Genomic DNA, 22,255 nt, shown 5'->3' with positions numbered 1-22,255 from the left:
TCGCGAGGCAGTCATGGCCGCCGTCTACGACGTCAGGCATATCGAGAGACCGGCAACACCGGCCCGCACCTGGGCAACCATGCGGGAAGCGGCGGGAGCGTGACAGCAGGCCCCGGCAACAGTGACAATACCGTAGGGCACAACACGCTCACTGGCATTATGCTGAAGATCGTCTCGGTGGCGGTCTTCGTCGGCATGTCGACCTGCATCAAGGCGGCGGGTACTGTGCCGGCGGGACAGATCGTCTTCTTCCGCTCCTTCTTCGCTATCTTTCCGATCATTGCCTTTCTGGCTTTCAAGGGAAATCTCGGCACGGCTTTCAGTACAAGCCGTCCGTTCAACCACATCGCGCGCGGCGTCGTCGGCGTCTGCGCCATGGGGCTCGGCTTCTTCGCGCTGACGCGGTTGCCGCTGCCGGAAGCAATCACGCTGAATTACGCCCAGCCGCTGTTGGTGGTGGTGTTCAGCTCGATTTTCCTCGGCGAAGCCATTCGTGTCTATCGCTGGAGCGCGGTCGCCGTCGGTCTCGTCGGTGTGCTGATCATCTCCTGGCCGGAGCTGACGCTCCTGAGTTCCGGCGAGGCGCTCGACGACCAGGAGGTGCTCGGCGTCATCGCCGCACTGATAGCGGCGGCGATTTCGGCCGTCGCCATGCTGCTCGTGCGCAATCTCGTGCAAAGCGAGCGCACCGCCACGATCGTGCTTTGGTTTTCGGTGACCGCGAGCGTCATGGCGCTGCTGTCGCTGCCGTTTGGGTGGCAGGCGCTGACGCCGGGGCAGGCGGCCCTTCTCGTCGCCGCCGGCTTCTGCGGCGGCCTCGGCCAGATCCTGATGACCTCGGCCTATCGCCATGCCGAGGCATCGGTGGTGGCCCCGTTCGAATACACCTCGATGATCCTCGGCGTCGTGGTCGGCTACCTCGTCTTCGGCGATGTCGCCACGCTGAACACGCTGACCGGCGGCCTGATCGTCGTTGCCGCCGGCATCTTCATCATCTGGCGCGAACGTCAACTCGGCCTGGAACGCACCCGCACGCGCAAGGCTGCCCCACCGCAGGGGTGATCAGCACCGTTAGGCCCGCTCTTTCGCCAATCTTACCAGCGCCGTCCGCGTCTGCTCGTCGGCCGGAAAGAAGGACTCGATCGCCAGTTCGGACAGCGTCACGTCCAGCGGCGTGCCGAACACGGTGATGGTGCTGATGAACGACAGCACCTGATCCCCATGGGCAAGCCGCAGCGGATGCACGATGCCGCTCGGCTCGACCGGCGCCGGCCGCCCACTCTTCAGGCCGGAGGGATAACCGCGCAACTCACGCTCCAGTTCGATCAGCACCGGATCGCCTGACGCGTCGTTCTGGTGCTTCAGGCGTTCCAGCAGGTGCGCCCGCCACTCCGCGAGATTGACGATGCGCGGCGCGACACCTCCAGGGTGCAGGCTGAGCCGCAGCACGTTGACTGGCGGCTTGAGCAGCGAGGGCTCGGAAACGTCGGCCAGAAACGGCCCAATGGCGGTGTTTGCCGAAACGAGGTTCCAGTGCCGGTCCACCGCGAGCGCCGGGAACGGCTCGTGCCCTCGAAGCACCGTCTCGACCGCCGCCATGGCCGGTGCCAGCGAAATGTCGGTCAGCGGCCTTTCGCTGAAGCTCGGCGCAAAGCCCGCCGCCAGCAAGAGCTGGTTGCGCTGGCGAAGCGGGATCGAAAGCTGCTCGGCCAGGTGCAGCACCATGTCGCGCGAGGGCGCGGCCCGCCCGCTCTCGACGAAGCTCAGATGCCGCTGCGAGATCTCGGCTTCCGTGGCGAGGTCGAGCTGGCTCATCCGGCGTCGCGTGCGCCATTCACGGATGAGGCGCCCGGCGGAGGTTTGAGGAGATATCATGAGGGCATGGTTAGGGCGACGGCAGGCGCATTTCAATTACCCGCGAGGTCATGGAGAGGTGAGCGCTCTTAGCTTCGCCTTCACCTCGAGAAAATCCCGCCAGGCCAGCTTCTTGTGCGCCGGCGTCCTCAATAGATAGGCCGGGTGCAGCGTCGGCATCGCCGGAATAACGACGCCGGACGCTGTCGTGTGCGCGCGCCAGTTGCCGCGCAGCCGCAAGATGCCTTCGCTCGTATTGAGAAGGGTCTTGGCCGAGGGCCCGCCGAGATTGACCAGCACCTTCGGCCTGACCAGCTCGATCTGCCTTTCGATGAACGGCCGGCAGATCTCGGTTTCGTGCGGCGTCGGCGTCCGGTTTCCCGGCGGCCGCCAAGGGATGACATTGGCGATATAGACGGATGTCCGATCTAGCCCGATCGCGGCCAACATGCGGTCGAGCAGCCGGCCGGAGCGGCCGACGAAGGGCAGGCCTTCTATATCCTCGTCGCGGCCGGGCGCCTCGCCGACCAGCATCACCGATGCATCCGGGTTGCCGTCGGCAAAGACCAGGTTCTTGGCGGTGAACTTCAGGTTGCAGCCATCAAAAGTCGACATGTGCTGGCGAAGCTCGTCCAGCGTCGAGGCAGCCGAGGCCAATTCACGCGCCAGCGCCGCCTGCGCCCCGTCGGGTACCGCCGAAATGGGCGGGCGCGCCGGCGGAGCGTTAGGCACGGCGCTCGCATCGAAACGCGGTTGGGCCGCGGGTCGCTCCGGTGCTCTGCTATCGCTGGGCGCGGCAGCCGGCATCCGCTCCGCCGGCTTGGGCGCGGCTTCCGCGAAGCGGTTCACCGGCGCGTCATCCAACGCCTCGTCGACGCCCGCGCTGGCATAGAAGGCGAGCAACTCGGCGATATCAGGTCGGCTGTTTGGGGAAGCGGCAGTCATGGCGCCACCATCGTTCGACTGGTCGCATATTGCAAGTTGGTGATTGGGGACATTGGCAATGACGGCCTGTCTGTGGCGGCGTCATACGCTCACCGCAACCTAACCCGTCGGTATTCGCGGGTCCTGCACCAGATAAAAGGTCCAGCGCGGCGTATAGTCGGTGATCAGGAATTCGAACCTGGCGGTCTTTAGGGGGTCGACCTTGCCGTTCTTGAACAGCAGACGGTCATACGGTTCAAAATCGCGGTCGAAATCGGCAAAATTGCTCGACCATATGTTGTCAGGCGTCTTGTTGCGCTGGTCGAACGAAAGCCCATCGCCGAAGACGCTCGGCTGATTCAGGACCTCCTGAAGCTCGAACTGGAATTCGATCCAGGCCTGGCCGCTGTTGTTGAGCACGTCCAAGCGCAAATACATGATGCCGTTGGCGAACTCGCCCGCCTTGCCGAACGCCTGGATCGGCTTGGTTGCACGGATGGTCAACGTTACCGGCGTCGCTGAATTCAGCTCTTCGGTGATGACGAGCGGATCGTCCTTGGTGCCGGTGCCGGAAGCGCCGGTGATTTCGAACCCGCCAAGCTCGTCGGAGAAGGAGTAGGCACCGGTGGCCCAGACCTTCACCTCGTCGGCAAAGGCATGGACCGGCGCCAGCAGGGGGAGGGCCGAAAGGAACGCCCGGCAGGCCCTGCCGGGCGTCGATGGGAAGCGCGTTGATGAGAAGCCGGCTGGCCCAGGAATGCGCATGGTGCGAAGTATGGCCGATAAGCAAGCCGTCGAACAATTAAAAACGTACGCGTTGCGGGCAGGCCGGCGCAAAACGGGTGTCCTTCGGCACGATGCGCGACTTTTTGGCCAAATCCACGTTGTCACAGACGCGCCGGTTTCCTGTCGCGACTTGATGCGCTATGCAGCGCAGGAGCCAGCAAGATACGCGCAATAGCGACAAGCCAGTGCGGAGGGGTTGATGAGCGATATCGAACGCGAAAGCATGGAATTCGACGTGGTGATCGTCGGTGCGGGCCCGGCCGGCCTCGCCGCCGCCATCCGCCTGAAGCAAGTCAATCCCGAGCTTTCCGTGGTCGTGCTGGAAAAGGGCGGTGAGGTTGGCGCCCACATCTTGTCAGGCGCCGTCGTCGATCCGATCGGCATCGACCGGTTGCTGCCGGGCTGGCGCGACGAACAAGACCATCCATTCAAAACGCCGGTCACGGCGGACCATTTCCTGGTGCTTGGCCCCGCCGGCTCTTTCCGCCTGCCCAACATGATGATGCCGCCGCTGATGAACAATCACGGCAACTACATCGTCTCGCTTGGCAATGTCTGCCGCTGGCTGGCGGCCAAGGCCGAGGCGCTCGGCGTGGAAATCTATCCGGGGTTCGCCGCGGCCGGCCTGCTCTATAACGAGGAAGGCGCCGTCACCGGTGTTGTCACCGGCGACATGGGCGTCGAAAAGGATGGCACACACGGCCCGGGTTTCGCGCCGGGCATGGCGCTGATGGGCAAATATGTGCTGATCGGAGAAGGCGCGCGCGGTTCGCTCGCCAAGCAGTTGATCGCCAGGTTCAGGCTTTCCGAGGGCCGCGAGCCGGGCAAATACGGCATCGGCCTCAAGGAACTGTGGCAGGTCAAGCCGGAGAAGCACAGGCCGGGTCTCGTCCAGCACTCCTTCGGCTGGCCGCTCGATCTCAAGACCGGTGGCGGCTCTTTCCTCTATCATCTGGACGACAATCAGGTGGCGGTGGGCTTCGTCGTCCACCTCAATTACAAGAACCCTTGGCTGTCGCCGTTCGAGGAGTTCCAGCGCTTCAAGACCCACCCGGCGATCAGCGGTACTTTCGAGGGCGCCAGGCGGTTGGGCTATGGCGCGCGCGCGATTACTGAAGGCGGCTGGCAGTCGGTGCCGAAACTGTGCTTCCCGGGTGGCGCGTTGATGGGCTGCGCCGCCGGCCTCGTAAACGTCCCGCGCATCAAGGGCTCGCACAATGCCGTGCTGTCGGGGATGCTGGCGGCCGAGCATGTCGCCGAGGCAATCGCCGCCGGCCGCGCCAATGACGAGCTCTCCGCCTACGAAGCCGCGTGGCGGGCGACAGACATCGGCAAGGATCTGAAGAAGGTGCGCAACGTCAAGCCGCTGTGGTCGCGCTTCGGCACCATCGCCGGCGTCGCCATCGGCGGCCTGGACATGTGGCTGAACACTTTGTTCGGCTTCTCGCCCTTCGGCACGCTGAAGCATGGCAAGGCCGACTACGCCACGCTAGAGCCCGCCGCGAAGCACAAGAAAATAGACTATCCCAAGGCCGATGGCGTGCTGACCTTCGACCGCTTGTCCTCGGTTTTCCTGTCCAACACCAACCACGAGGAAAACGAGCCGGTGCATCTGCTGGTGGCGGACATGGAGCTGCAGAAGCGTTCCGAGCATGACGTCTTTGCCGGACCTTCGACGCGCTACTGCCCTGCAGGCGTCTACGAATGGGTCGACAAGGACGGCAATGCCGCTGCCGATCCGGCGGCCAAGGACGTGCGCTTCGTCATCAACGCGCAGAACTGCGTCCACTGCAAGACCTGCGACATCAAGGATCCGAACCAAAATATCGACTGGGTGCCGCCGCAAGGTGGCGAAGGACCGGTCTATCAGAACATGTGAGCCGTGCCGGGCTAAGCCATCACGAAGAACATGCGAGTGGCGGCGGATTTGTCTGTCGCCGTCGACCGCCTGCCTCGATCAAGCCCGTTGAAGCCTTCCGCCGAGTGTGGTCTGCTCGGCTCCGACAAAGGAGGCGGACATGCGCCTGACCAGCCCGACGATGCTCACCATGGCCTTCATGCTGCTTTGCGCATCAGCCGCGTCGGCGGGCACAAAGCTCACCGTTCACATCCGCACCTATGATGTCGCTGGAAATACCGGAGCCGCCCTTGTCGAGGCGATGGATCGGCTGGGACCCAAGCACGGCTATATGGCGCGTGCCATCGCCGAAACCGGTTACGCCGTGCATTGGGATCTCGATATCGTCCGGAAGGATGGTGCCTGCCATCTTCGGCAGGCCAACGGGACGCTCAACCTAACCTACACTTTCCCGCGGCTCTCGTCGGCAAGCCCAGTCCTGCGCAAGCGTTGGGACCGTTTCATGATCGGCGTTCGCAAGCACGAGCAGACGCATGGCGGTATCGCGAGGCGGATGATGCGGGCCACCGAGACCGCGCTTGCCGGCCTGCGGAGCCCGGACAACTGGTTCTGCACCGGCACGCATCTCGAGGCGCGGCGCCGGATCAAGGCCATCTATGTCGAATATGAAGCCAGGCAGAACGCTTTCGATGCGCGCGAGCATCGCGGCGGCGGGCCTGTCGAGCACCTTGTCGAAGCGTTGACCAAGCCCTGAGAATGTCGAAGCATCAACCGCGCGGATTGTTTTGAAGGTCGCTCGCCGCGAGCGCGCTCTCATGCTCGTCATGGGGCTGCCTGTCGTCGGGGCGAAGCGAGAACTCCACGAGTACGGGAAGATGGTCGGAGCCGGTATCTTCCAGTCGCGTTGACGACAGAATGGTCACGCCGCCCTTGCTGAACGCCTGGTCGATCGGGAGGCCTGCATAGCGGCGCAGGAAGTCAGGCAGCTTCCGGTGAATCCAGGTCGACCCGGCCGACGGCATGACGGTCAGTCCGCCGAGAGCGGCGACGCGCCGCACCGCGGCACTCCATAGCACCGCGTTGCAATCGCCGGCCATGATGGCGGTTTGGCCGAGCGATGAGAGCTGCTCCGAGAGTTCGCCGATCTGCCAATACTGTTCCCGGGGCCACGGCCAACTGAGATGGATGGCGGCGACGTCGGCGCTCCTGCCGCCGAAATCGATGGTCGCAATGGCCATTGCGCCCCGGCGCTCGCAATGTGGCGCGGTGCCGGCGACAAAGGGTCGCCGCGAGAGCAGCGCGACGCCGAATACGCCGTTGGGATAGGGACAGAGGATCCGGTATGGATAGGCACTGGCGATGTAGCCAAGCTCCGTCGCCCACATCGCCGACACCTCGTCCAGGGTGATGACGTCGGGATTGGTCCGGCCGATCAGTGACAGCACTTTCTTCGGCGTCGGGTTGTCATAGCGGAGATTCATCTGCAGCAGGCTGTAGACAATCTGGTCGGTGGATTTGGCGACCGCCTGAACCGGCCATAGCCGGGGCAAGGCGGTCGAAGCGGTGGCTAGGGCTGCCACGGCAAAAACCAGGGCCGCGGCCGCTTGCAGGCGAAACGATGTCGCCAGCAGCGGCACCGCGCAAAGCGCCATCAGCACGGAGAGGTGGATGCGGAAATGCGAAAAGGAATCGAGCGCCGGGTGCAAGGCGCCGAAGAAGCCGGCCACCAGCGCGGCCGAGAGCGTCATCATCACGATGAATACCAGTGAAGCCGCCATGTCTCGACTGCGTTTCATCGGATCAGATCTGCATGAGTTGCCAGCGATGGTCCTCGATCGGTTATCGGCAAAAATGCGGCTCAATCAAGATAGCGAATTGCTGGCAAGATAGCGAATCGCCGGCAAGACGGCGAATGGCTCTGGCGGCGCGCAGATCGGCTACTGGAAGGCCGTTTCCGAAAAACTTCTGAGCTTGCGCGAATGCAGCCGCTCCATCGGCATTTCCGAAAGCTTTTCCATCGCCCTGATGCCGATGGTCAGGTGCTGCGCCACCTGCCGCTTGTAGAATTCGGTCGCCATGCCGGGCAGCTTCAGTTCGCCATGCAGCGGCTTGTCGGAGACACACAAGAGCGTGCCGTAAGGCACGCGGAAGCGGAAGCCATTGGCCGCGATCGTTGCCGATTCCATGTCAAGCGCGATCGCCCTCGACTGCGAAAGCCGCTGCACCGGTCCGCGCTGGTCGCGCAGTTCCCAGTTGCGGTTGTCAATGGTGGCTACAGTGCCGGTGCGCATGATGCGCTTGAGATCGTACCCCGACAGGCCGGTGACTTCGGCAACCGCTTCCTGCAACGCCACCTGGATCTCGGCCAACGGCGGAATCGGCACCCAGACCGGCAGGTCGTCGTCCAGCACGTGATCCTCGCGCACATAGGCATGCGCCAGCACATAGTCGCCCAGCGCCTGCGTATTGCGCAGGCCCGCGCAGTGGCCGAGCATCACCCAGGCATGCGGCCTCAGCACCGCGATGTGGTCGGTGATTGTCTTGGCGTTGGAGGGGCCGACACCGATATTGACCATGGTGATGCCGCCATGATTCGGCTTCTTCAGGTGGTAGGCCGGCATCTGCGGCAGGCGCTGCGGCGCCACCCCTTCACTGGGGGCGCTCTGCCCGGCTTTGGTGACGACGTTGCCCGGTTCGATGAATTCGGAATACCCGCCGCCGCCATTTTCCATCAGGTCGCGGGCGCGCGCCACGAACTCGTCGATATAGAACTGATAGTTGGTGAACAGCACGAAATTCTGGAAATGCTGCGGCGTGGTGGCGGTATAGTGCGACAGGCGGTGGAGCGAATAGTCGATCCGCTGCGCGGTGAACGGCGCCAGCGGCCTTGGTTCTCCGAACGCCACTTCGAACGTGCCGTTGGCGATCTGGTCATCTGTACCGTCGAGATCTGGCACGTCGAACAGGTCTCGGATCGGCCGCTGGATACGCTCGGCCGCCGTTCCGTCGACATGGGTGCCTTCGAGAAACGCGAAGTGCAGCGGGATGGGCGTGGTCGATTCCGAAACCGTGACCGCGACCCCATGGTTGCGCATGATCAGACGCAGTTGCTCGACCAGATAGCTTTCGAACAGGCTCGGCTGGGTGATGGTGGTGGAAAAATGCCCCGGCGTCGGCATGTGGCCATAGGCCTGGCGTGAATCGATTTGGGTGAACGAATTGGTCGTGACGCCGATCTCCGGGTAGAAGGCGCGGTAGCGCTTGCTGTTGTCGCCGCCGGCGGCGAGTGCCGCGAAGGAGTCGCGCAGGAACTTGGTGTTTCGCTCGTAGAGTGCTTGCAGTGCCGCGACTGCTTTTTCAGCGGTGTCGAAGCTTTGCCGGCCAAAAGGCTCGGGCATGACGACAGATTCGATGGCCTGGGGATAGATTCGCTTTTCCATGGCCCAATATAGAGATTTGGAATCGCAGTTGGGAGGGGTGTCCCGATCGAAGGCGCAATTTATCCGCGCTGCAGGCTGACCAGCAGCACGAAACCGACGCCGGATTTCTTCATGGCTGGCGCCTCGATCGTGGAACCGGCATCGGCACGCATCATCGGCACAGCCAGGACCGGCGCGGCAAGAAGCACCAGGATGAGCGCCGCCCGCGGCAGAAGCCGAACGGTCTTGAAGAGGTTTGCGGCGATGCGGTTCATGGTCTTTGCTTTTCTTTCGAGGTTTTGTGTTTGGTCAGGTCTTTGGTTTCTGTCTCAGGGGCGAAGGGTGGTCGGGCAGGCGAGGCGGCAGGTTCTGGAACTGGCCTCGTCCCAGGAACGGGCCGAACGGCCCGCTTCGGCGACGAGGATGGCGAAGAACATTCCAAACAGGCTCACCAGCAGGCAGACGATGGTGAAGCGGCGGGCGAGCATTGGTCGTGTCTCCTTCAACACGCAGGAGAATGCCCGGGCACGACTGAACCGGCCCTGATGCCGGCGTTCATCTGCCGTTCAAATTGGTTGATGAGTTTTGAGGCGGCGCTGGCCATAAGGAGCATGGCCGCCGGCACAGCGTGCCAGGATCATGAAACGAAAACGGGGCCTGCCGGCCCCGTTTTCATGTCGCAAGGATGGGGTCGATCAGAGCTTGTGCCAGGTCTGACTCTTGCAGATCAGCCCGCCGAGCACGCAACCGCTCATTTTCAGCGAGGTGCCCGACAGCGTCGCCTTGCCGGAGTAGGTCTTGTCGTTTGCCGGGTCGGTTATGCTGCCGGTGTATTTGTTGTCGCCGGACGCCTTGAGCGAACCGATGGTCTTGCCGGCATATTTGCCAGACTTCAGCGTGATGGAAAATGAACCCGAGCCCCCGATGGCCGCGGTATCGCCGGCCTGCGTCTTCCAGTTTCCCTCGATCGGATCGGCCCAGGCCACACCGGTCAGGATCAAAGTGGCCGCCAGGGCCAGGCTTGCTTTTCGAAACATCTTTCCTCCCTTGGATACCCGGCAGGAGGCTCCGCCCGCCGGTCTGCCGCTTACGCAAACGTAAGCTAATCCAGCTCCCTGCAAAACAAAAGCGGTGCCGCAGCGGAAGCTTTGGCAATTCAGAAGCGTCGACGGAAGCAATGTCGGCGGGGAAATGAATGCATGCATGCGCGGCGTTTGTTTCGCGTGGTTAGCGGAGTGTTGATTCCGCTCGCGAAAATTTTCGTCAAATTTGGCGCTATCCGGCTGAATCGCTGGCTTTGTATCCTTAACGAATTTCCACGTTTACCTATTGTTTTAGCTTTGTTTTCCTCAAATTAAGCACGCCATTTAACGACGGATTCAAGCCTGAGCGGCATTCTCGAAAGCATCGAAAGAGCAGCCCGGACAGACAAACGGAGGCAGCTCTCGGGAGCCAGACAGGGCCGGAAGAGAGGGTTGAAAAATGGCACGTTTTGAAATGCTTGAAGCAGGCTTCGGCGCCATGGGGGCAACTGCCCAGGCCGACATTCTTTTCGAACTGGGGATGATGTATGCGACGGGCCGCGATTGCGAGACCGATGTCGTGGCCGCCCACAAATGGTTCAACATCGCCGCGATCAAGGGTTCGGCTCGCGCTGCGGAATTGCGCTCGGAACTGTCGGCTGCAATGTCGAAGGTCGAGATCGCCAAGGCGCTGCGCGAAGCCCGCGAATGGATGACGATGCACTGAATTTGGAGACAAGGCAGGGCGGCCTTCCGGTCCGCCGGGCAAGGACAAGGCCGCGGTAAGACGGCCACGCGGCAAACCAAGAACGCGGCACGCCCGACAGGGCCAGCGGCGCGGCGGCCATGATCCGGTTTTCGGAAAGATCAAGGCCAGCAGGAAGACAGGGAAGGCGAGTTGGGTTCGAGTGCGGGGGCGCTTGAGAAACAGCTCGACAGGCAAAGCCGCGACCGGCCGGAACAAGGCCGGCGCGGCTTTTGCCTTTTTGCTCCAGCGATGCTTCGCAGGCCCAATCGAGCGGCGTCAATGCGCCTAGACAGGCCACACGAAGGATGAAATTGTCCGGCCTCTCTGGAAGAAGCGTGGCCGGGGCGGCCGCGCGTGAGTGGAGGAGTCATACCACAATGAAAAAATTGAGTATTTTGAACGCGGCCATTTTCGGCCTGATGATGAGCACGCCGGTCGCCTTTGCCGACGACATCACCTTTTCGGTGGTCGGTCCGATGACCGGACAACTCGCCACCATCGGCGATCAGTTCAAGCAGGGCGCGCAGGCTGCCGCCGACGCGATCAATGCCGCCGGCGGTGTTGACGGTCGCCAGATCAAGCTCGATATCGAGGATGACCAGTGCGACCCGAAGCAGGCGGTTTCGGTCGCCAACCGTATCGTCGCCAACGGCGTCAAGTTCATCGACGGCCACGCTTGCTCGGGTTCGAGCATTCCGGCTTCCGCCGTCTATGCCGAAGCCGGTGCCCTGATGATGAGCCCGGCCTCCTCGAACCCGGTGCTGACCGACGCCGCAGCGAAGGCCGGCTGGCCGACGATCATGCGCCTCTACACGCGTGACGATGCGCAGGGCGCCTTCATAGGCCCGTGGATCGCGAAGAAATATGCCGGCAAGAACGTCGTCATCCTGCATGACAAGAGTGCCTACGGTCAGGGCGTTGCCGATGCGGTCAAGGCGACGATGAATGCCGGCGGCCTGAAGGAAGTGGACTATGAAGGCATCAACGCCGGCGAAAAGGACTATTCGGCGCTGGTCACCAAGCTTAAGGACCTCAAGGCCGACGTTGTCTATTTCGGCGGTTATCACCCGGAGGCTGGCCTGATCCTGCGCCAGTCGGCGGAACAGGGTATCAAGTTCCAGCTGATCATGCCCGATTCGATAGCCTCGCCGGAGTTCTGGCAGGTTGCCGGCCCGGCCGGCGAAGGCACCATGTTCGTCTTCCCGTCGGATCCTCAGGCAAAGCCGGAAGCCAAGGCAGCCGTCGAGAAGATCAAAGCCGGCGGCTTCGTGCCGGAAGGCTTCACGCTGTTCTCCTACGCCACGATCCAGGCCTTTGCGGAAGGCATCAAGCGTGCCGGCAGCGATGATCCGGCCAAGGTCGCCGAGGCGCTGAAGAACGGGCAGCCGATCAGCACGGTTGTCGGCAATGTCACCTTCGACGAGAAGGGCGACCTTAAGAACGCCAGCTACGACATCAACCAGTGGCACGACGGCAAATACGCGCCGATCCAGCCGTAATCGCTGCCCATATGATGGAATGGCCGGGCTCGTCCCGGCCATTCATTTCTGCCTGTGTGTCTTGCCATGGACATATAGCGCCGGTCGACATTCTACGGCGCCTCTGACTGTCCGGCAGGACAGGGACGCTTGGCCTCCGGCAGCGAGGCTGTCAGCCTTGCATATCCTCGAACCGCACCAGCACGGTGCCGTCGGTGACCTGCGCGCCTTCGATGGCGATCTCGGCGATCACGCCATCATGCGGCGCGGCGATGGTATGCTCCATCTTCATCGCCTCGAGAACAAGCAGCGGTTGCCCCTTCATCACCGTATCGCCCTTTGTCGCCCGCACCAGCTTGACCAGTCCCGGCATCGGCGCGCGCAAGCTGCCTGAAGCCGCCGCCGCATCATCGCTTCTGGCCAACGGGTCCGGTACCGCGAAGGTATAGCCGACCGCGCCTTCGAATATCGTGATGTGGCCTGGCCAGCGGGCGAGGCGAGGAACGGCGCGAAGGTCATGCGAATTGGCGCTGTCGTAGGGTGCATGGAGTGTCACCTCGGAACGTCGGTCTGGCCGTACCGAGACCTTCGCCAGAATATCCTCATCGCCAAACTTCAGCCGGATCCGTCGCGCCATGCCATGGAAATGCGTGTAGCCGGCAAGCGACGACCATGGATCGTCCGATTGGGGCAGCGCGCCCGCCCCGGAGGCCGCAATGGCCGCGGCTGCGACCGTTTCGCCGCTCGGCGGCCCAATCTCGGTCAGCGCCTGCTGATGCCGGCCTATCAGGCCGGTATCGACATCGCCCGCCGAAAAGTCCGGATCGGTCACCAGTGCGGCGAGGAAGGCAGTATTGACGATCGAACCGGCGACTTCGGTTCGCGCAAGCGCCGCGCCGAGTGCCTCCAGCGCAGCCGGCCTGTCCCTGTCATGCACCACCAGCTTGGCGATCATCGGATCATAATAGGGAGAAATGGCGTCGCCGGCCCGCACCCCGGTTTCGACACGCATGGCGGCCCCTTGGGAAACCGTGTCGGGAAATTTCAGATGATGCAGCGTGCCGGTCGCAGGCAGAAACTCCCTTGCGGCATCCTCGGCATAGAGGCGCGCCTCGAAGGCGTGGCCGGCTAGCTTTATCTCGCCTTGCGTTTTCGGCAGCTTCTCGCCGGAGGCGACCCGCAACTGCCATTCTACCAGATCAGTGCCGGTGACCATCTCGGTGACGGGATGCTCGACCTGCAGCCTCGTGTTCATCTCCATGAACCAGAAGCGGTCAGGCTTCAGGCTTTGCGAGGCATCGACGATGAATTCGATGGTGCCGGCGCCGCAGTAGCTGATCGCCTTGGCGGCCTTCACCGCCGCCTCGGTCATTGCCTTGCGCAACGCCTCCGTCATGCCGGGGGCGGGGGCTTCCTCGATAACTTTCTGATGGCGTCGCTGCGCCGAGCAGTCGCGTTCGAACAGATGGACGGCATTGCCGAAATTGTCGCCGAAAACCTGCACCTCGATGTGGCGCGGTTTGTCGATATATTTTTCCACCAGTACACGGTCGTCGCCAAAAGCGGATTTCGCCTCGCGTCGTGCGCTGGACAGCGCTTCGGAGAATTCATCGGGGTGCTCGACCCGGCGCATTCCCTTGCCGCCGCCGCCGGCGCGCGCCTTGATCAGTACGGGGTAGCCGATTTCGCGTGCCTTGGAGGCCAGGACCACGATCTCCTGTGCCTCGCCATGGTAGCCCGGCACGACGGGCACGCCGGCCTTTTCCATCAGCCGTTTGGCGGCATCCTTCAGCCCCATGGCGCGGATAGAGGCCGCCGACGGGCCGATGAAGGTGAGCCCCGCGGCCGCCACCTGGTCGACGAAATCAGGATTTTCCGACAGGAAGCCATAGCCGGGATGAACGGCCTGCGAGCCTGTCGCCAAGGCAGCCGCGACGATCCTGTCGCCGCGCAAATAACTGTCGCTGACGGGCGAAGCACCGATATGCACTATCTCGTCGGCCATCTCGACATGCAGGGATTTCGCATCGGCATCGGAATAGACGGCAACCGTGCGCACCCCCATCCTGCGCGCCGTGCGGATCACCCGGCATGCGATCTCGCCTCGGTTGGCGATCAGGATCTTTGTGAACATGAAACCTCCGTAGACTGCGTTCGCCTCGAGGAAGCAACGGCCTCACGGTAGAGTTCGGCCATTTGTTCGTCGAAGCAGCAGAAGATGACGGTCTGCGGCGTCGTATTTCCGCTCAAGAAGCTGTTTACGGCACCGACTGCAATTGCTGCCGCCTCATCCCTCGGATAGCGGTAGATGCCCGTCGAGATCGCCGGAAAGGCGACCGAGCGGCATTCCTTCTCGGCGGCGATTTCGAGCGAACGCCGATAGCAGGAGGCGAGCAACTCCGCCTCGCCCTTGCCGCCGCCCTGCCAGACCGGACCGACCGTATGGACGACGTAGCGCGCCGGCAGCCGATAGCCCCTGGTCAGCTTTGCATCGCCGGTCTTGCAGCCGTTGAGCGTGCGGCATTCGGCGAGGAGTTCCGGCCCCGCCGCCCGGTGAATGGCGCCGTCGACCCCGCCGCCGCCGAGCAGCGAGGAATTGGCCGCGTTGACGATGGCGTCGACATCCAGCCTGGTGATGTCGCCGACGTGAATGCGGATCCTGTCCTGCACCTTGCCCATCTCACATCCTGAACACGCCGAAGCGCGTTTCCTCGATCTCCGCGTTGAGCGCGGCCGAGAGGCTGAGCGCCAGCACCTCGCGCGTCTTGGCCGGATCGATGATGCCGTCGTCCCATAACCTTGCGGAGGAATAGAGCGGGTGGCCTTCATGCTCGTATTTCATCAGGATCGGCTTCCTGAACTTCGCTTCTTCCTCGGCGCTCCATTCGCCGCCCTTGCGCTCGATACCCTCGCGCTTGACCATGGCCAGCACCGTCGCCGCCTGCTCGCCGCCCATTACCGAAATGCGGGCGTTCGGCCACATCCACAGGAAACGGGGCGAGTAGGCGCGCCCGCACATGCCGTAATTGCCGGCGCCGAACGAGCCGCCGATGATCACGGTGACCTTGGGCACGCGGGCGGTGGCGACTGCCATCACCAGCTTGGCGCCGTCCTTGGCGATGCCGCCTGCCTCATATTTGCGCCCCACCATGAAGCCGGTGATGTTCTGCAGGAACACCAGCGGAATCTTGCGCTGGCAGCACAGCTCGATGAAATGCGCGCCCTTCAGCGCGCTTTCGGAAAACAGCACGCCATTGTTGGCGATGATGCCGACCGGCATGCCGTGGAGATGGGCAAAGCCGGTGACGAGCGTGGTGCCGTAATTCTGCTTGAACTCATCGAACTCCGAACCGTCGACGAGGCGTGCGATCACCTCGCGCACGTCATAGGGCTGGCGCAGATCCGTCGGCACGATGCCGTAGATCTCATCTGCCGGATGAAGCGGCTGAATCGTTTTCTGGACAGCAACGCTTACGGTCTTGTTCCGATTGAGGTTCTTGATGATGCGCCGGCAGATGGCCAGCGCATGTTCGTCGTCGAGCGCGTAGTGGTCGGCGACGCCGGAGAGCCGTGTGTGGACGTCGGCGCCGCCGAGATCCTCGGCGCTGACATCCTCGCCGGTGGCGGCCTTCACCAGCGGGGGACCGCCCAGGAAGATGGTCGCCTGGTTGCGCACCATGATCGTCTCGTCCGACATTGCCGGCACATAGGCGCCGCCCGCCGTGCACGAACCCATGACGCAGGCGATCTGCGGGATGCCTGACGCCGACAGGTTTGCCTGGTTGTAGAATATGCGCCCGAAATGCTCGCGGTCGGGAAACACCTCGTCCTGGTTGGGCAGGTTGGCGCCGCCGCTGTCGACCAGGTAGACGCAAGGCAGATTGTTCTGCAGCGCGATCTCCTGCGCGCGCAGATGCTTCTTCACCGTCAGCGGGTAATAGGTGCCGCCCTTCACCGTGGCGTCATTGACGACGACCATCACTTCCGTGCCTTCGACGCGGCCGATACCGGCGATGATGCCGGCGGACGGAATGTCCTCGCCATACATCGACCATGCGGCGAACTGGCCGATCTCTAGGAAGGGCGAGCCGGTGTCGAGCAATTGCGCCAGCCGCTCGCGCGGCAGCAGCTTGCCGCGCGCGACGTGTCGCTCGCGCGCCTCTTCCGAGCCGCCGCGCTCGACGCTCGCGGCCTTTTCCGCAATATCGGCTACCAGCGCCCGCATGCGTTCGGCATTGGCATGGAAGGTATCGGAAGAGGGCGAGATCTGGGTCTGCAGGACGGCCATGCTATACCCCCTCTGCCATGATCTCGCGGCCGATCAGCCATCGCCGGATTTCGCTGGTGCCGGCACCGATTTCATAGAGCTTGGCGTCGCGCAGCAGCCGGCCGGTCGGATAGTCGTTGATGTATCCGTTGCCACCCAGAAGCTGGAGTGCGTCAAGCGTCATCTGCGTTGCTTTTTCGGCGGCAAACAGAACGCAGCCTGCGGCGTCCTTGCGGCTGGTCTGGCCGCGGTCGCAGGCGGAGGCGACCGCGTAGACATAGGCGCGCGCGGCGGTCATCGTCGTGTACATGTCGGCGAGCTTGCCTTGCACAAGCTGGAATCCCCCGATCGCCTGGCCGAACTGCTTGCGCTCATGCACATAGGGGACCGCGACGTCGAGACAGGCAGCCATCAGGCCGATCGGGCCACCGGCCAGCACCGTGCGCTCGTAGTCGAGACCGGACATCAGCACCTCGACGCCACGCCCTTCCTCGTGCAGCACGTTGTCGAACGGCACCTCTACATTATCGAAAACCAGTTCGCCGGTGTTGGAGCCGCGCATACCGAGCTTGTCGAGCTTTTGCGCAACCGAAAATCCGGCAAAGGCCTTTTCGACGATGAAGGCGGTGATACCGCGGGCATGGCGCTCCGGATCGGTCTTGGCATAGACCACCAGCGTCTCGGCGTCCGGGCCGTTGGTGATCCACATCTTGGTGCCGTTGAGCACGTACCGGTCGTTGCGCTTTTCGGCGCGCAGCTTGAGCGAGACGACGTCGGAGCCGGCGCCGGGCTCCGACATGGCCAGCGCGCCGACGCGCTCGCCCGAGCAAAGCGGCGGCAGGAATTTCTCCTTCTGCGCCGGCGTTGCCCAGCGGTTGATCTGGTTGACGCAGAGATTGGAATGAGCGCCGTAGGACAGGCCGACCGAGGCCGATGCCCTTGAGATCTCCTCGACCGCGATCACGTGGGCGAGATAGCCCATGCCGCTGCCGCCGAACTCCGGATCGGCGGTGATGCCGAGGAGGCCGAGATTGCCGAGTTCCGCCCACAGATGCGCCGGGAATTCGTTCGAGCGGTCGATTTCCGCCGCGATCGGCGCGATCCTGTCCTGGGCGAAGCGCCGCACCAGCTCGCGCAATGCCTCGATATCCTCGTCATGCCCGAAGCTGAGCGTGTTCGTGTACATCCGGTTCCTCCTGCCGCATGACCCCCGAAAATCGCCTTGGATTTTCGGAAAGGTCATGCGCGAAAATCAAAGTGCTACAGCATCCTTTGCGCGTCCAAACGGACGCGCGGCGCTGTAGGCGTCGGTCCTCGCGCCGACGAGCCGCATTGTCATCGAAAGATATGTCGCCGTGACTTCTGCGATCGACAGCCGCTCGCCCGGCCGGAACCAGACGATGACGCCGGTCATCATCTGGATCAGCGCCATGGCGGTGAGGCCGGTGTCTTCGACGACGAACACGCCTGCCTCGGCGCCGTCACGCAGAATGGCGCACAGTTCCTTCTCATAGGCCGTGCGCATCCGCAGTATCTGCGTCAGTCTTTCGGGCGACAGGCTGCGCAGCTCCATGTTCGAAACATGCGTCGCATGGCGGCGGGCGATGTGGAAGGCGATGTGGTTCGCGACAAAGGCCGAAAGCCGGCTTGCCGGATCGGCGTCGGCTGGCCGTGCGGCGTTCCAGGCTGCGATCAACTCCTCCATATGCTCGCGCATCAGCGTGAACAGCAAATCCTCCTTGGTCGGGAAATAGCGATAGAGCGCGGCCGCCTGCACGCCGACTTCGGCCGCCAGCTGGCGCATCGACATCGCCTCATAGCCGAGCCGCGCGATCAGGTTGACCGCAGCCTCGCGGGCTGCCGCCTCGGTCTTCCCGCCATCGGATCCTGTCGTGCGCGCCAAATGAGCCTCCTCGACGTTAACTAATAAAACGAACGTTCAATTAATTCAAGGGTTATGCCGAAACCGGCGTCACGCGTCGATCCGGAAGCCGGTTAGGAGATTGCCGGACGCCGCATCTTCAACGTCAATGCCGGAAACCGATGCTCCCGGCGGTCCTTTCCAAAGTCGTTCGATCATGGTCGAGACGGCCTCGCCTCTGCCGGCAATCTCGGCGGTCACCGAGCCGTCCGCTTCATTGCGCACCCAGCCTGCAAGCCCAAGGCTGGCAGCCTGGCTCCGGACCCAGATCCTGTAGCCGACGCCTTGCACCTTGCCGCGGGCCCGCACACGCACTGCCTTGCGATCGTCAGCCATGGGTCTCTCCTGAGGCTTGTCTGCTGGAATCTGGCGCAGGCGGGGGGGAATGCAACAGGGCCGGTCGAACGAGGAAGGAGGGCCGCGTCGAAATTGAATTTAGTTGACTCAGTCCACTAAATTTCTCACACTGTAGCCATCATAATCAAGGGCTGAATGCATATGCTGGACCAACGCAGTGCTTTGGTGGCCGATATCAGGCACTTCAACCGTTTCTACACCCGCACCGTCGGCCTTCTCGACGAGACCTTGACGCAGAGCCCGTTCACGCTCACCGAGGCGCGTGTCCTATTCGAGCTTGGCCTCCGGGATCGCCCGGCGGCGGCGGAAATCGCCGGCGAGCGAGGCTTCCTTTCGGAAGCATTCGACATCGATGTTGGCCCAGCCGCTTCCGACATCGCCAAACAACTGCGTCTCGACGCGGCCTATCTGACGCGGATCCTGCGAAAATTCGCTAGCGAAGGCTTGACCGAGACCCGGACCGATCCGGTCGACCGGCGAAGGCGTATCCTGTCCCTGACGGCAAGGGGGCGGGACGCCCTTGCCGGTCTGCAGGCCGCGGCGGACCGCGATACCTCACGGCTTATCGAGAACCTGCCTGACCACAGCTTGGCCGAACTCAGCGACGCCTTGCGCAAGGCAGCGGGGCTGCTGGGCGATCCGGCGGCTGAAGGCCAGGCGGCCGCCCCGGCGGTGACGTTGCGTCCGCATCGCGTCGGCGACATTGGCTGGGTGGTGCAGCGTCAGGCCCAGCTCTACGCCGAAGAATATGGCTGGAACATCGAGTTCGAAGCCTTGGTTGCCGAAATTGGGGCCGACTTCATCCGCAATTTCAAGCCAGGGCGCGATTTCTGCTGGATCGCCGAACGCGCCGGCCTCCCGCTTGGCGCGGTGTTTCTGGTTCACCAGGACGACGAGGTTGCGAAACTGCGGCTGCTGCATGTCGAGGCGGCGGCGCGCGGTTTGGGCATCGGCAAACGGCTGGTCGCGGAATGCGTGAACCAGGCGCGCGCCTGCGGCTACATCAAGCTCGTTCTGTGGACGAATGACATTCTGGTCGCCGCCCGCGCGATTTATGAGCGCGCCGGGTTCAGACTGGTTTCACAGGAGCGCCATCACAGTTTCGGCAAGGAACTGACCGGCCAGAACTGGGAGCTGGATCTTTGACGGGCCGGCAGGTGTCGCCGCGATGGCAACGCGCGTTCAGTTTCCACGGGCGGCGGCCAGTGCGCCGGGCAGTTCTTCGGCAAAAATGTCGAGCTCGTGGTCCAGTCCGACGCTGACGCGGATGCAACGATCGAGCCCCGGCGCCATCGGCTTGCGGATGAAGACGTCGCGCGACAACAGGCCTTGCAGGATCTTCAGCGCGAAAGCGCCGTCGCGGCCGCAATCGATGGTAACGAAATTGGTCGCCGACGGCAGCGGCGTCAGCCCGTTCTGTTCGGCTATCTGCGCGATGCGCCGGCGCCCTGCCGACACTCGCGCCACCACTGAATCCAGATAATCCTGGTCGGCGAGCGCCTCGACGCCCGCGACCTGCGCCATGCGGCTGACGCCGTAATGGTTGCGGATCTTCTCGAAATCGCTGATCACCTGGGCCTCGGCGACCGCATAGCCGCAGCGTATGCCGGCAAGTCCGTAAGCTTTTGAAAAGGTGCGCATGCGGATGACGTTCGGCCGCGAGACGTCGATGGGCGGCAGTGCGGAGGCTGGCCCCAATTCTCCATAGGCTTCGTCGAGCACGAGCATGGTGGTTTCCGGCAGCGCTTCGATGAAGCGCGTCAGTTCGGCCGCTTCCCACCAGCTCCCCATGGGGTTGTCCGGATTGGACAGATAGACCAGCGGCGCTTTCTCCCTGGCGGCCGCAGCCAGCAGCCCTTCCAAATCCTCGTGGTCGTTCGCATAGGGCACGGTGACAAGCCGCCCGCCGACGCCGGCAATGTGGAAGTTGAAGGTGGGATAGGCGCCGAGCGAGGTGACCACCGCATCGCCAGGCGCCACATACATGCGCGCCACCAGCCCGAGCAGGCCATCGATGCCTTCGCCAACGACGACATTCTCGACCTTCAGATCATGATGCGCGGCCGCGGCCACCTTCAGGTCGTGATTGTCGGGATCGCAATACATCCACATGTCGCGCGCGATCTCGGCCATCCGGGCGATGACGCGCGGCGACGGCCCGAAGCTGCTCTCATTGGCGCCGATGCGGGCGCGGAATGCACGCCCGCGCTCGCGCTCCTGCGCTTCGGGGCCGACAAACGGCACGGTCGACGGAAGTGCGGCAATGAGCGGCGTAAGCGGAGGGCGCAGAAGCATGGCGTAGGCTCGCGTAGGGAAGGGGCTTCTTGCTAGCGCGCTCAACGGGCGGGTGCAAGTTGCGCGCAATGAGCAATCGTTGCCGCCCGCCTGATCCAAACACCTGATGCATCCCAGAGCAATCATCGTCCGCTGCGGAATCGCGCAGTCGAAACCCCCAATGAAAAAAACCCGGCGGTTGCCCGCCGGGTTTCGATATTCACGAAGCGATGGCTATTAGAACGAGCGCTGGAAGCGGAGCATGCCGCCGACGCTGTTCTTCTTGTCGGCAGGCGTAAACGACGGGTTGATGAATCCAGCATCGTCAAACCGGCCGGCATGGAGGTAGTCGACTTCGGCCGTGACGGTGAAGCCGGGAACGACGTCATAAGCAACGTTCGCCGCAACGCCGACGTTCTTCCAGTCGTCAGCAGACACCTGAAGGTTGAACGAGGTCTTCTCGTTGAACTTGTAGGTGCCGCCGCCCCAGACTGCCCAGTTGCCGCCCCAGGCCTTGTAGAAGCCGCGACCATGGGCTTCGACAAAATTGCCGGCGTCGTCGTTGAGGTTGTCATCGGTGCCGTAACCGCCCATGATGAACAGCGACAGTGCGTCGCTGACATTGACGTCCAAGCGAACCTTGCCGGCGACTTCTTCGTAGTTGCTGTCATAAGCGACGACGCCGGTGATGGCGCCCCAACCCTGCGTATATTTCACGCCGCCGACGACATGCGGAACATAGCTGTCGATCGTGTCGGTGCCGGTGCCTTCTTCGAGCGAAACCACGGCCGAGAAGCCGTTGCCGGCATCGAAGTAGTACTGGACGACGTTGGTGTCGAAATCGCCGTAAGGAACGAGCGTATCCTGGATGACGTTGCCGGCGTAGCCGACGAACGTATCGAAGGCCGATTCGTCCTTACCAACGCGGAGACCACCGAGCTGGATCCAGGCGAAGTTCAGCGAGACGTCCCGGTTGTGGGCGGCGTTGATCGGCTCGTCGAAGGCATTGTCGTCGCCGAAGTTGAAGCGGGTCTCGGTGTAGGTCTTCAAGGTGCCGAGCTCGGTTTCCTGGCCGGTCCAGGTCTTCAGCGTGAAGCGCGTGTTCTTGTAGTAGGTGTTGTGGTCGTCACCGTCCTGGTGATCGGCAGCCTTCGCACCATCGAACGAGCCGGTGTCGCCCACGCCGATGTCGTAACGGACATAGCCGCCGACGCGCAGGCAGGTCTCGGTGCCGGGGATGTAGAAGTAGCCAGCGCCGTAGACGTCGCAGATCTTGACGTATTCAGCGGGCTCCGGCTCGGCGACGACGACGGCGTCGGCGGCGCGCGCACCGGAAACTGCGATCAG

At 63.1% G+C, this 22,255-nt stretch carries 22 protein-coding genes; 6 read left to right on the top strand and 16 right to left on the bottom strand.

What is annotated here, in order from left to right:
• Positions 1-159 precede the first annotated feature (159 nt).
• Entirely contained in the window at positions 160-1,062 is a 903-nt protein-coding gene (locus LB533_RS04600) for a DMT family transporter (protein ID WP_263487350.1), read from the top strand.
• A gap of 9 nt (positions 1,063-1,071) precedes the next feature.
• Here the strand turns inward: LB533_RS04600 and LB533_RS04595 are convergent, their stop codons facing one another.
• The 3 genes from LB533_RS04595 to LB533_RS04585 all read right to left on the bottom strand — a co-directional run bounded on the left by LB533_RS04595 (position 1,072) and on the right by LB533_RS04585 (position 3,543).
• Positions 1,072-1,875, bottom strand: coding sequence for a helix-turn-helix domain-containing protein (locus LB533_RS04595; RefSeq protein WP_224676771.1), 804 nt, complete (start codon positions 1,873-1,875; stop codon positions 1,072-1,074).
• A 48-nt stretch (positions 1,876-1,923) separates the two neighbouring features.
• A complete protein-coding gene (locus LB533_RS04590) occupies positions 1,924-2,799 on the bottom strand; it encodes a uracil-DNA glycosylase family protein (RefSeq protein WP_224676770.1) in 876 nt (291 codons plus the stop codon).
• 99 nt (positions 2,800-2,898) lie between these two features.
• Positions 2,899-3,543: a hypothetical protein gene (locus LB533_RS04585; protein ID WP_140517982.1), complete on the bottom strand. Its 645-nt coding sequence runs from the start codon at positions 3,541-3,543 to the stop codon at positions 2,899-2,901.
• A 220-nt stretch (positions 3,544-3,763) separates the two neighbouring features.
• Between LB533_RS04585 and LB533_RS04580 the strand changes: the two genes are divergently transcribed.
• The gene (locus LB533_RS04580; RefSeq protein ID WP_140657989.1) at positions 3,764-5,443 is read left to right on the top strand and encodes an electron transfer flavoprotein-ubiquinone oxidoreductase; all 1,680 of its coding nucleotides are present in this window, start codon (positions 3,764-3,766) and stop codon (positions 5,441-5,443) included.
• Positions 5,444-5,582: 139 nt separating this feature from the next.
• A complete protein-coding gene (locus tag LB533_RS04575) occupies positions 5,583-6,176 on the top strand; it encodes a DUF922 domain-containing protein (RefSeq protein ID WP_224676769.1) in 594 nt (197 codons plus the stop codon).
• Positions 6,177-6,189: 13 nt separating this feature from the next.
• Here LB533_RS04575 and LB533_RS04570 read toward each other — a convergent pair whose 3' ends face one another.
• From LB533_RS04570 to LB533_RS04550, 5 genes are all read right to left on the bottom strand, one after another.
• On the bottom strand, positions 6,190-7,200 hold the full coding sequence (locus tag LB533_RS04570) for an endonuclease/exonuclease/phosphatase family protein (RefSeq protein WP_224676768.1): 1,011 nt from the start codon (positions 7,198-7,200) through the stop codon (positions 6,190-6,192).
• Positions 7,201-7,359: 159 nt separating this feature from the next.
• A complete protein-coding gene (locus LB533_RS04565) occupies positions 7,360-8,820 on the bottom strand; it encodes an AMP nucleosidase (protein ID WP_224676767.1) in 1,461 nt (486 codons plus the stop codon).
• Between the two features lie 101 nt (positions 8,821-8,921).
• Positions 8,922-9,116: a hypothetical protein gene (locus LB533_RS04560; RefSeq protein WP_140638791.1), complete on the bottom strand. Its 195-nt coding sequence runs from the start codon at positions 9,114-9,116 to the stop codon at positions 8,922-8,924.
• 54 nt (positions 9,117-9,170) lie between these two features.
• Positions 9,171-9,329 carry a hypothetical protein gene (locus tag LB533_RS04555; RefSeq protein WP_181165140.1) on the bottom strand — a complete coding sequence of 53 codons (159 nt, stop codon included), beginning with the start codon at positions 9,327-9,329 and terminating at the stop codon, positions 9,171-9,173.
• A gap of 207 nt (positions 9,330-9,536) precedes the next feature.
• Positions 9,537-9,878 carry a DUF2147 domain-containing protein gene (locus LB533_RS04550; RefSeq protein ID WP_140517988.1) on the bottom strand — a complete coding sequence of 114 codons (342 nt, stop codon included), beginning with the start codon at positions 9,876-9,878 and terminating at the stop codon, positions 9,537-9,539.
• A gap of 445 nt (positions 9,879-10,323) precedes the next feature.
• On the opposite strand from LB533_RS04550, the gene LB533_RS04545 reads away from it, so the two are divergent.
• The gene (locus tag LB533_RS04545; protein ID WP_010915070.1) at positions 10,324-10,590 is read left to right on the top strand and encodes a sel1 repeat family protein; all 267 of its coding nucleotides are present in this window, start codon (positions 10,324-10,326) and stop codon (positions 10,588-10,590) included.
• A gap of 398 nt (positions 10,591-10,988) precedes the next feature.
• Positions 10,989-12,110: a branched-chain amino acid ABC transporter substrate-binding protein gene (locus LB533_RS04540; protein WP_140553885.1), complete on the top strand. Its 1,122-nt coding sequence runs from the start codon at positions 10,989-10,991 to the stop codon at positions 12,108-12,110.
• 151 nt (positions 12,111-12,261) lie between these two features.
• Here LB533_RS04540 and LB533_RS04535 read toward each other — a convergent pair whose 3' ends face one another.
• From LB533_RS04535 to LB533_RS04510, 6 genes are all read right to left on the bottom strand, one after another.
• Positions 12,262-14,223 (bottom strand): acetyl/propionyl/methylcrotonyl-CoA carboxylase subunit alpha, encoded by a 1,962-nt coding sequence (locus LB533_RS04535; RefSeq protein ID WP_224676766.1) that lies wholly within the window; start codon positions 14,221-14,223, stop codon positions 12,262-12,264.
• Positions 14,205-14,768 (bottom strand): O-acetyl-ADP-ribose deacetylase, encoded by a 564-nt coding sequence (locus LB533_RS04530; RefSeq protein WP_140638793.1) that lies wholly within the window; start codon positions 14,766-14,768, stop codon positions 14,205-14,207. The genes LB533_RS04535 and LB533_RS04530 overlap by 19 nt, the downstream gene beginning before the upstream one ends.
• 1 nt (position 14,769) lies before the next feature.
• A complete protein-coding gene (locus LB533_RS04525) occupies positions 14,770-16,377 on the bottom strand; it encodes a carboxyl transferase domain-containing protein (RefSeq protein WP_140638794.1) in 1,608 nt (535 codons plus the stop codon).
• Between the two features lies 1 nt (position 16,378).
• On the bottom strand, positions 16,379-17,542 hold the full coding sequence (locus tag LB533_RS04520; protein WP_140638795.1) for an isovaleryl-CoA dehydrogenase: 1,164 nt from the start codon (positions 17,540-17,542) through the stop codon (positions 16,379-16,381).
• A gap of 66 nt (positions 17,543-17,608) precedes the next feature.
• Positions 17,609-18,259: a TetR/AcrR family transcriptional regulator gene (locus tag LB533_RS04515; RefSeq protein WP_224676765.1), complete on the bottom strand. Its 651-nt coding sequence runs from the start codon at positions 18,257-18,259 to the stop codon at positions 17,609-17,611.
• 69 nt (positions 18,260-18,328) lie between these two features.
• Complete coding sequence (locus LB533_RS04510; protein ID WP_140638797.1) at positions 18,329-18,613, bottom strand: acylphosphatase; 285 nt, start codon at positions 18,611-18,613, stop codon at positions 18,329-18,331.
• Positions 18,614-18,775: 162 nt separating this feature from the next.
• On the opposite strand from LB533_RS04510, the gene LB533_RS04505 reads away from it, so the two are divergent.
• Entirely contained in the window at positions 18,776-19,780 is a 1,005-nt protein-coding gene (locus LB533_RS04505; RefSeq protein WP_224556842.1) for a bifunctional helix-turn-helix transcriptional regulator/GNAT family N-acetyltransferase, read from the top strand.
• 36 nt (positions 19,781-19,816) lie between these two features.
• Here the strand turns inward: LB533_RS04505 and LB533_RS04500 are convergent, their stop codons facing one another.
• Complete coding sequence (locus LB533_RS04500; RefSeq protein ID WP_140638799.1) at positions 19,817-20,929, bottom strand: pyridoxal phosphate-dependent aminotransferase; 1,113 nt, start codon at positions 20,927-20,929, stop codon at positions 19,817-19,819.
• 216 nt (positions 20,930-21,145) lie between these two features.
• The coding region (locus LB533_RS04495; RefSeq protein ID WP_224676764.1) for a porin at positions 21,146-22,255 on the bottom strand (1,110 nt) is incomplete at its 5' end.

Source organism: Mesorhizobium sp. BR1-1-13, from assembly GCF_020165515.1.
Classification (GTDB): Bacteria; Pseudomonadota; Alphaproteobacteria; order Rhizobiales; family Rhizobiaceae; genus Mesorhizobium.
This window is presented reverse-complemented; position numbering and strand designations above follow the sequence as displayed.

What these genes read in the sequence shown, in the direction of transcription:
- LB533_RS04550 (WP_140517988.1), bottom strand. Translation starts at nt 9,878, where the DNA reads ATGTTTCGAAAAGCAAGCCTGGCCCTGGCGGCCACTTTGATCCTGACC.
- LB533_RS04595 (WP_224676771.1), bottom strand. Translation starts at nt 1,875, where the DNA reads ATGATATCTCCTCAAACCTCCGCCGGGCGCCTCATCCGTGAATGGCGC.
- LB533_RS04520 (WP_140638795.1), bottom strand. Translation starts at nt 17,542, where the DNA reads ATGTACACGAACACGCTCAGCTTCGGGCATGACGAGGATATCGAGGCA.
- LB533_RS04560 (WP_140638791.1), bottom strand. Translation starts at nt 9,116, where the DNA reads ATGAACCGCATCGCCGCAAACCTCTTCAAGACCGTTCGGCTTCTGCCG.
- LB533_RS04600 (WP_263487350.1), top strand. Translation starts at nt 160, where the DNA reads ATGCTGAAGATCGTCTCGGTGGCGGTCTTCGTCGGCATGTCGACCTGC.
- LB533_RS04500 (WP_140638799.1), bottom strand. Translation starts at nt 20,929, where the DNA reads ATGCTTCTGCGCCCTCCGCTTACGCCGCTCATTGCCGCACTTCCGTCG.
- LB533_RS04510 (WP_140638797.1), bottom strand. Translation starts at nt 18,613, where the DNA reads ATGGCTGACGATCGCAAGGCAGTGCGTGTGCGGGCCCGCGGCAAGGTG.
- LB533_RS04525 (WP_140638794.1), bottom strand. Translation starts at nt 16,377, where the DNA reads ATGGCCGTCCTGCAGACCCAGATCTCGCCCTCTTCCGATACCTTCCAT.
- LB533_RS04585 (WP_140517982.1), bottom strand. Translation starts at nt 3,543, where the DNA reads ATGCGCATTCCTGGGCCAGCCGGCTTCTCATCAACGCGCTTCCCATCG.
- LB533_RS04565 (WP_224676767.1), bottom strand. Translation starts at nt 8,820, where the DNA reads ATGCCCGAGCCTTTTGGCCGGCAAAGCTTCGACACCGCTGAAAAAGCA.
- LB533_RS04580 (WP_140657989.1), top strand. Translation starts at nt 3,764, where the DNA reads ATGAGCGATATCGAACGCGAAAGCATGGAATTCGACGTGGTGATCGTC.
- LB533_RS04540 (WP_140553885.1), top strand. Translation starts at nt 10,989, where the DNA reads ATGAAAAAATTGAGTATTTTGAACGCGGCCATTTTCGGCCTGATGATG.
- LB533_RS04575 (WP_224676769.1), top strand. Translation starts at nt 5,583, where the DNA reads ATGCGCCTGACCAGCCCGACGATGCTCACCATGGCCTTCATGCTGCTT.
- LB533_RS04570 (WP_224676768.1), bottom strand. Translation starts at nt 7,200, where the DNA reads ATGGCGGCTTCACTGGTATTCATCGTGATGATGACGCTCTCGGCCGCG.
- LB533_RS04535 (WP_224676766.1), bottom strand. Translation starts at nt 14,223, where the DNA reads ATGTTCACAAAGATCCTGATCGCCAACCGAGGCGAGATCGCATGCCGG.
- LB533_RS04545 (WP_010915070.1), top strand. Translation starts at nt 10,324, where the DNA reads ATGGCACGTTTTGAAATGCTTGAAGCAGGCTTCGGCGCCATGGGGGCA.
- LB533_RS04555 (WP_181165140.1), bottom strand. Translation starts at nt 9,329, where the DNA reads ATGCTCGCCCGCCGCTTCACCATCGTCTGCCTGCTGGTGAGCCTGTTT.
- LB533_RS04590 (WP_224676770.1), bottom strand. Translation starts at nt 2,799, where the DNA reads ATGACTGCCGCTTCCCCAAACAGCCGACCTGATATCGCCGAGTTGCTC.
- LB533_RS04505 (WP_224556842.1), top strand. Translation starts at nt 18,776, where the DNA reads ATGCTGGACCAACGCAGTGCTTTGGTGGCCGATATCAGGCACTTCAAC.
- LB533_RS04530 (WP_140638793.1), bottom strand. Translation starts at nt 14,768, where the DNA reads ATGGGCAAGGTGCAGGACAGGATCCGCATTCACGTCGGCGACATCACC.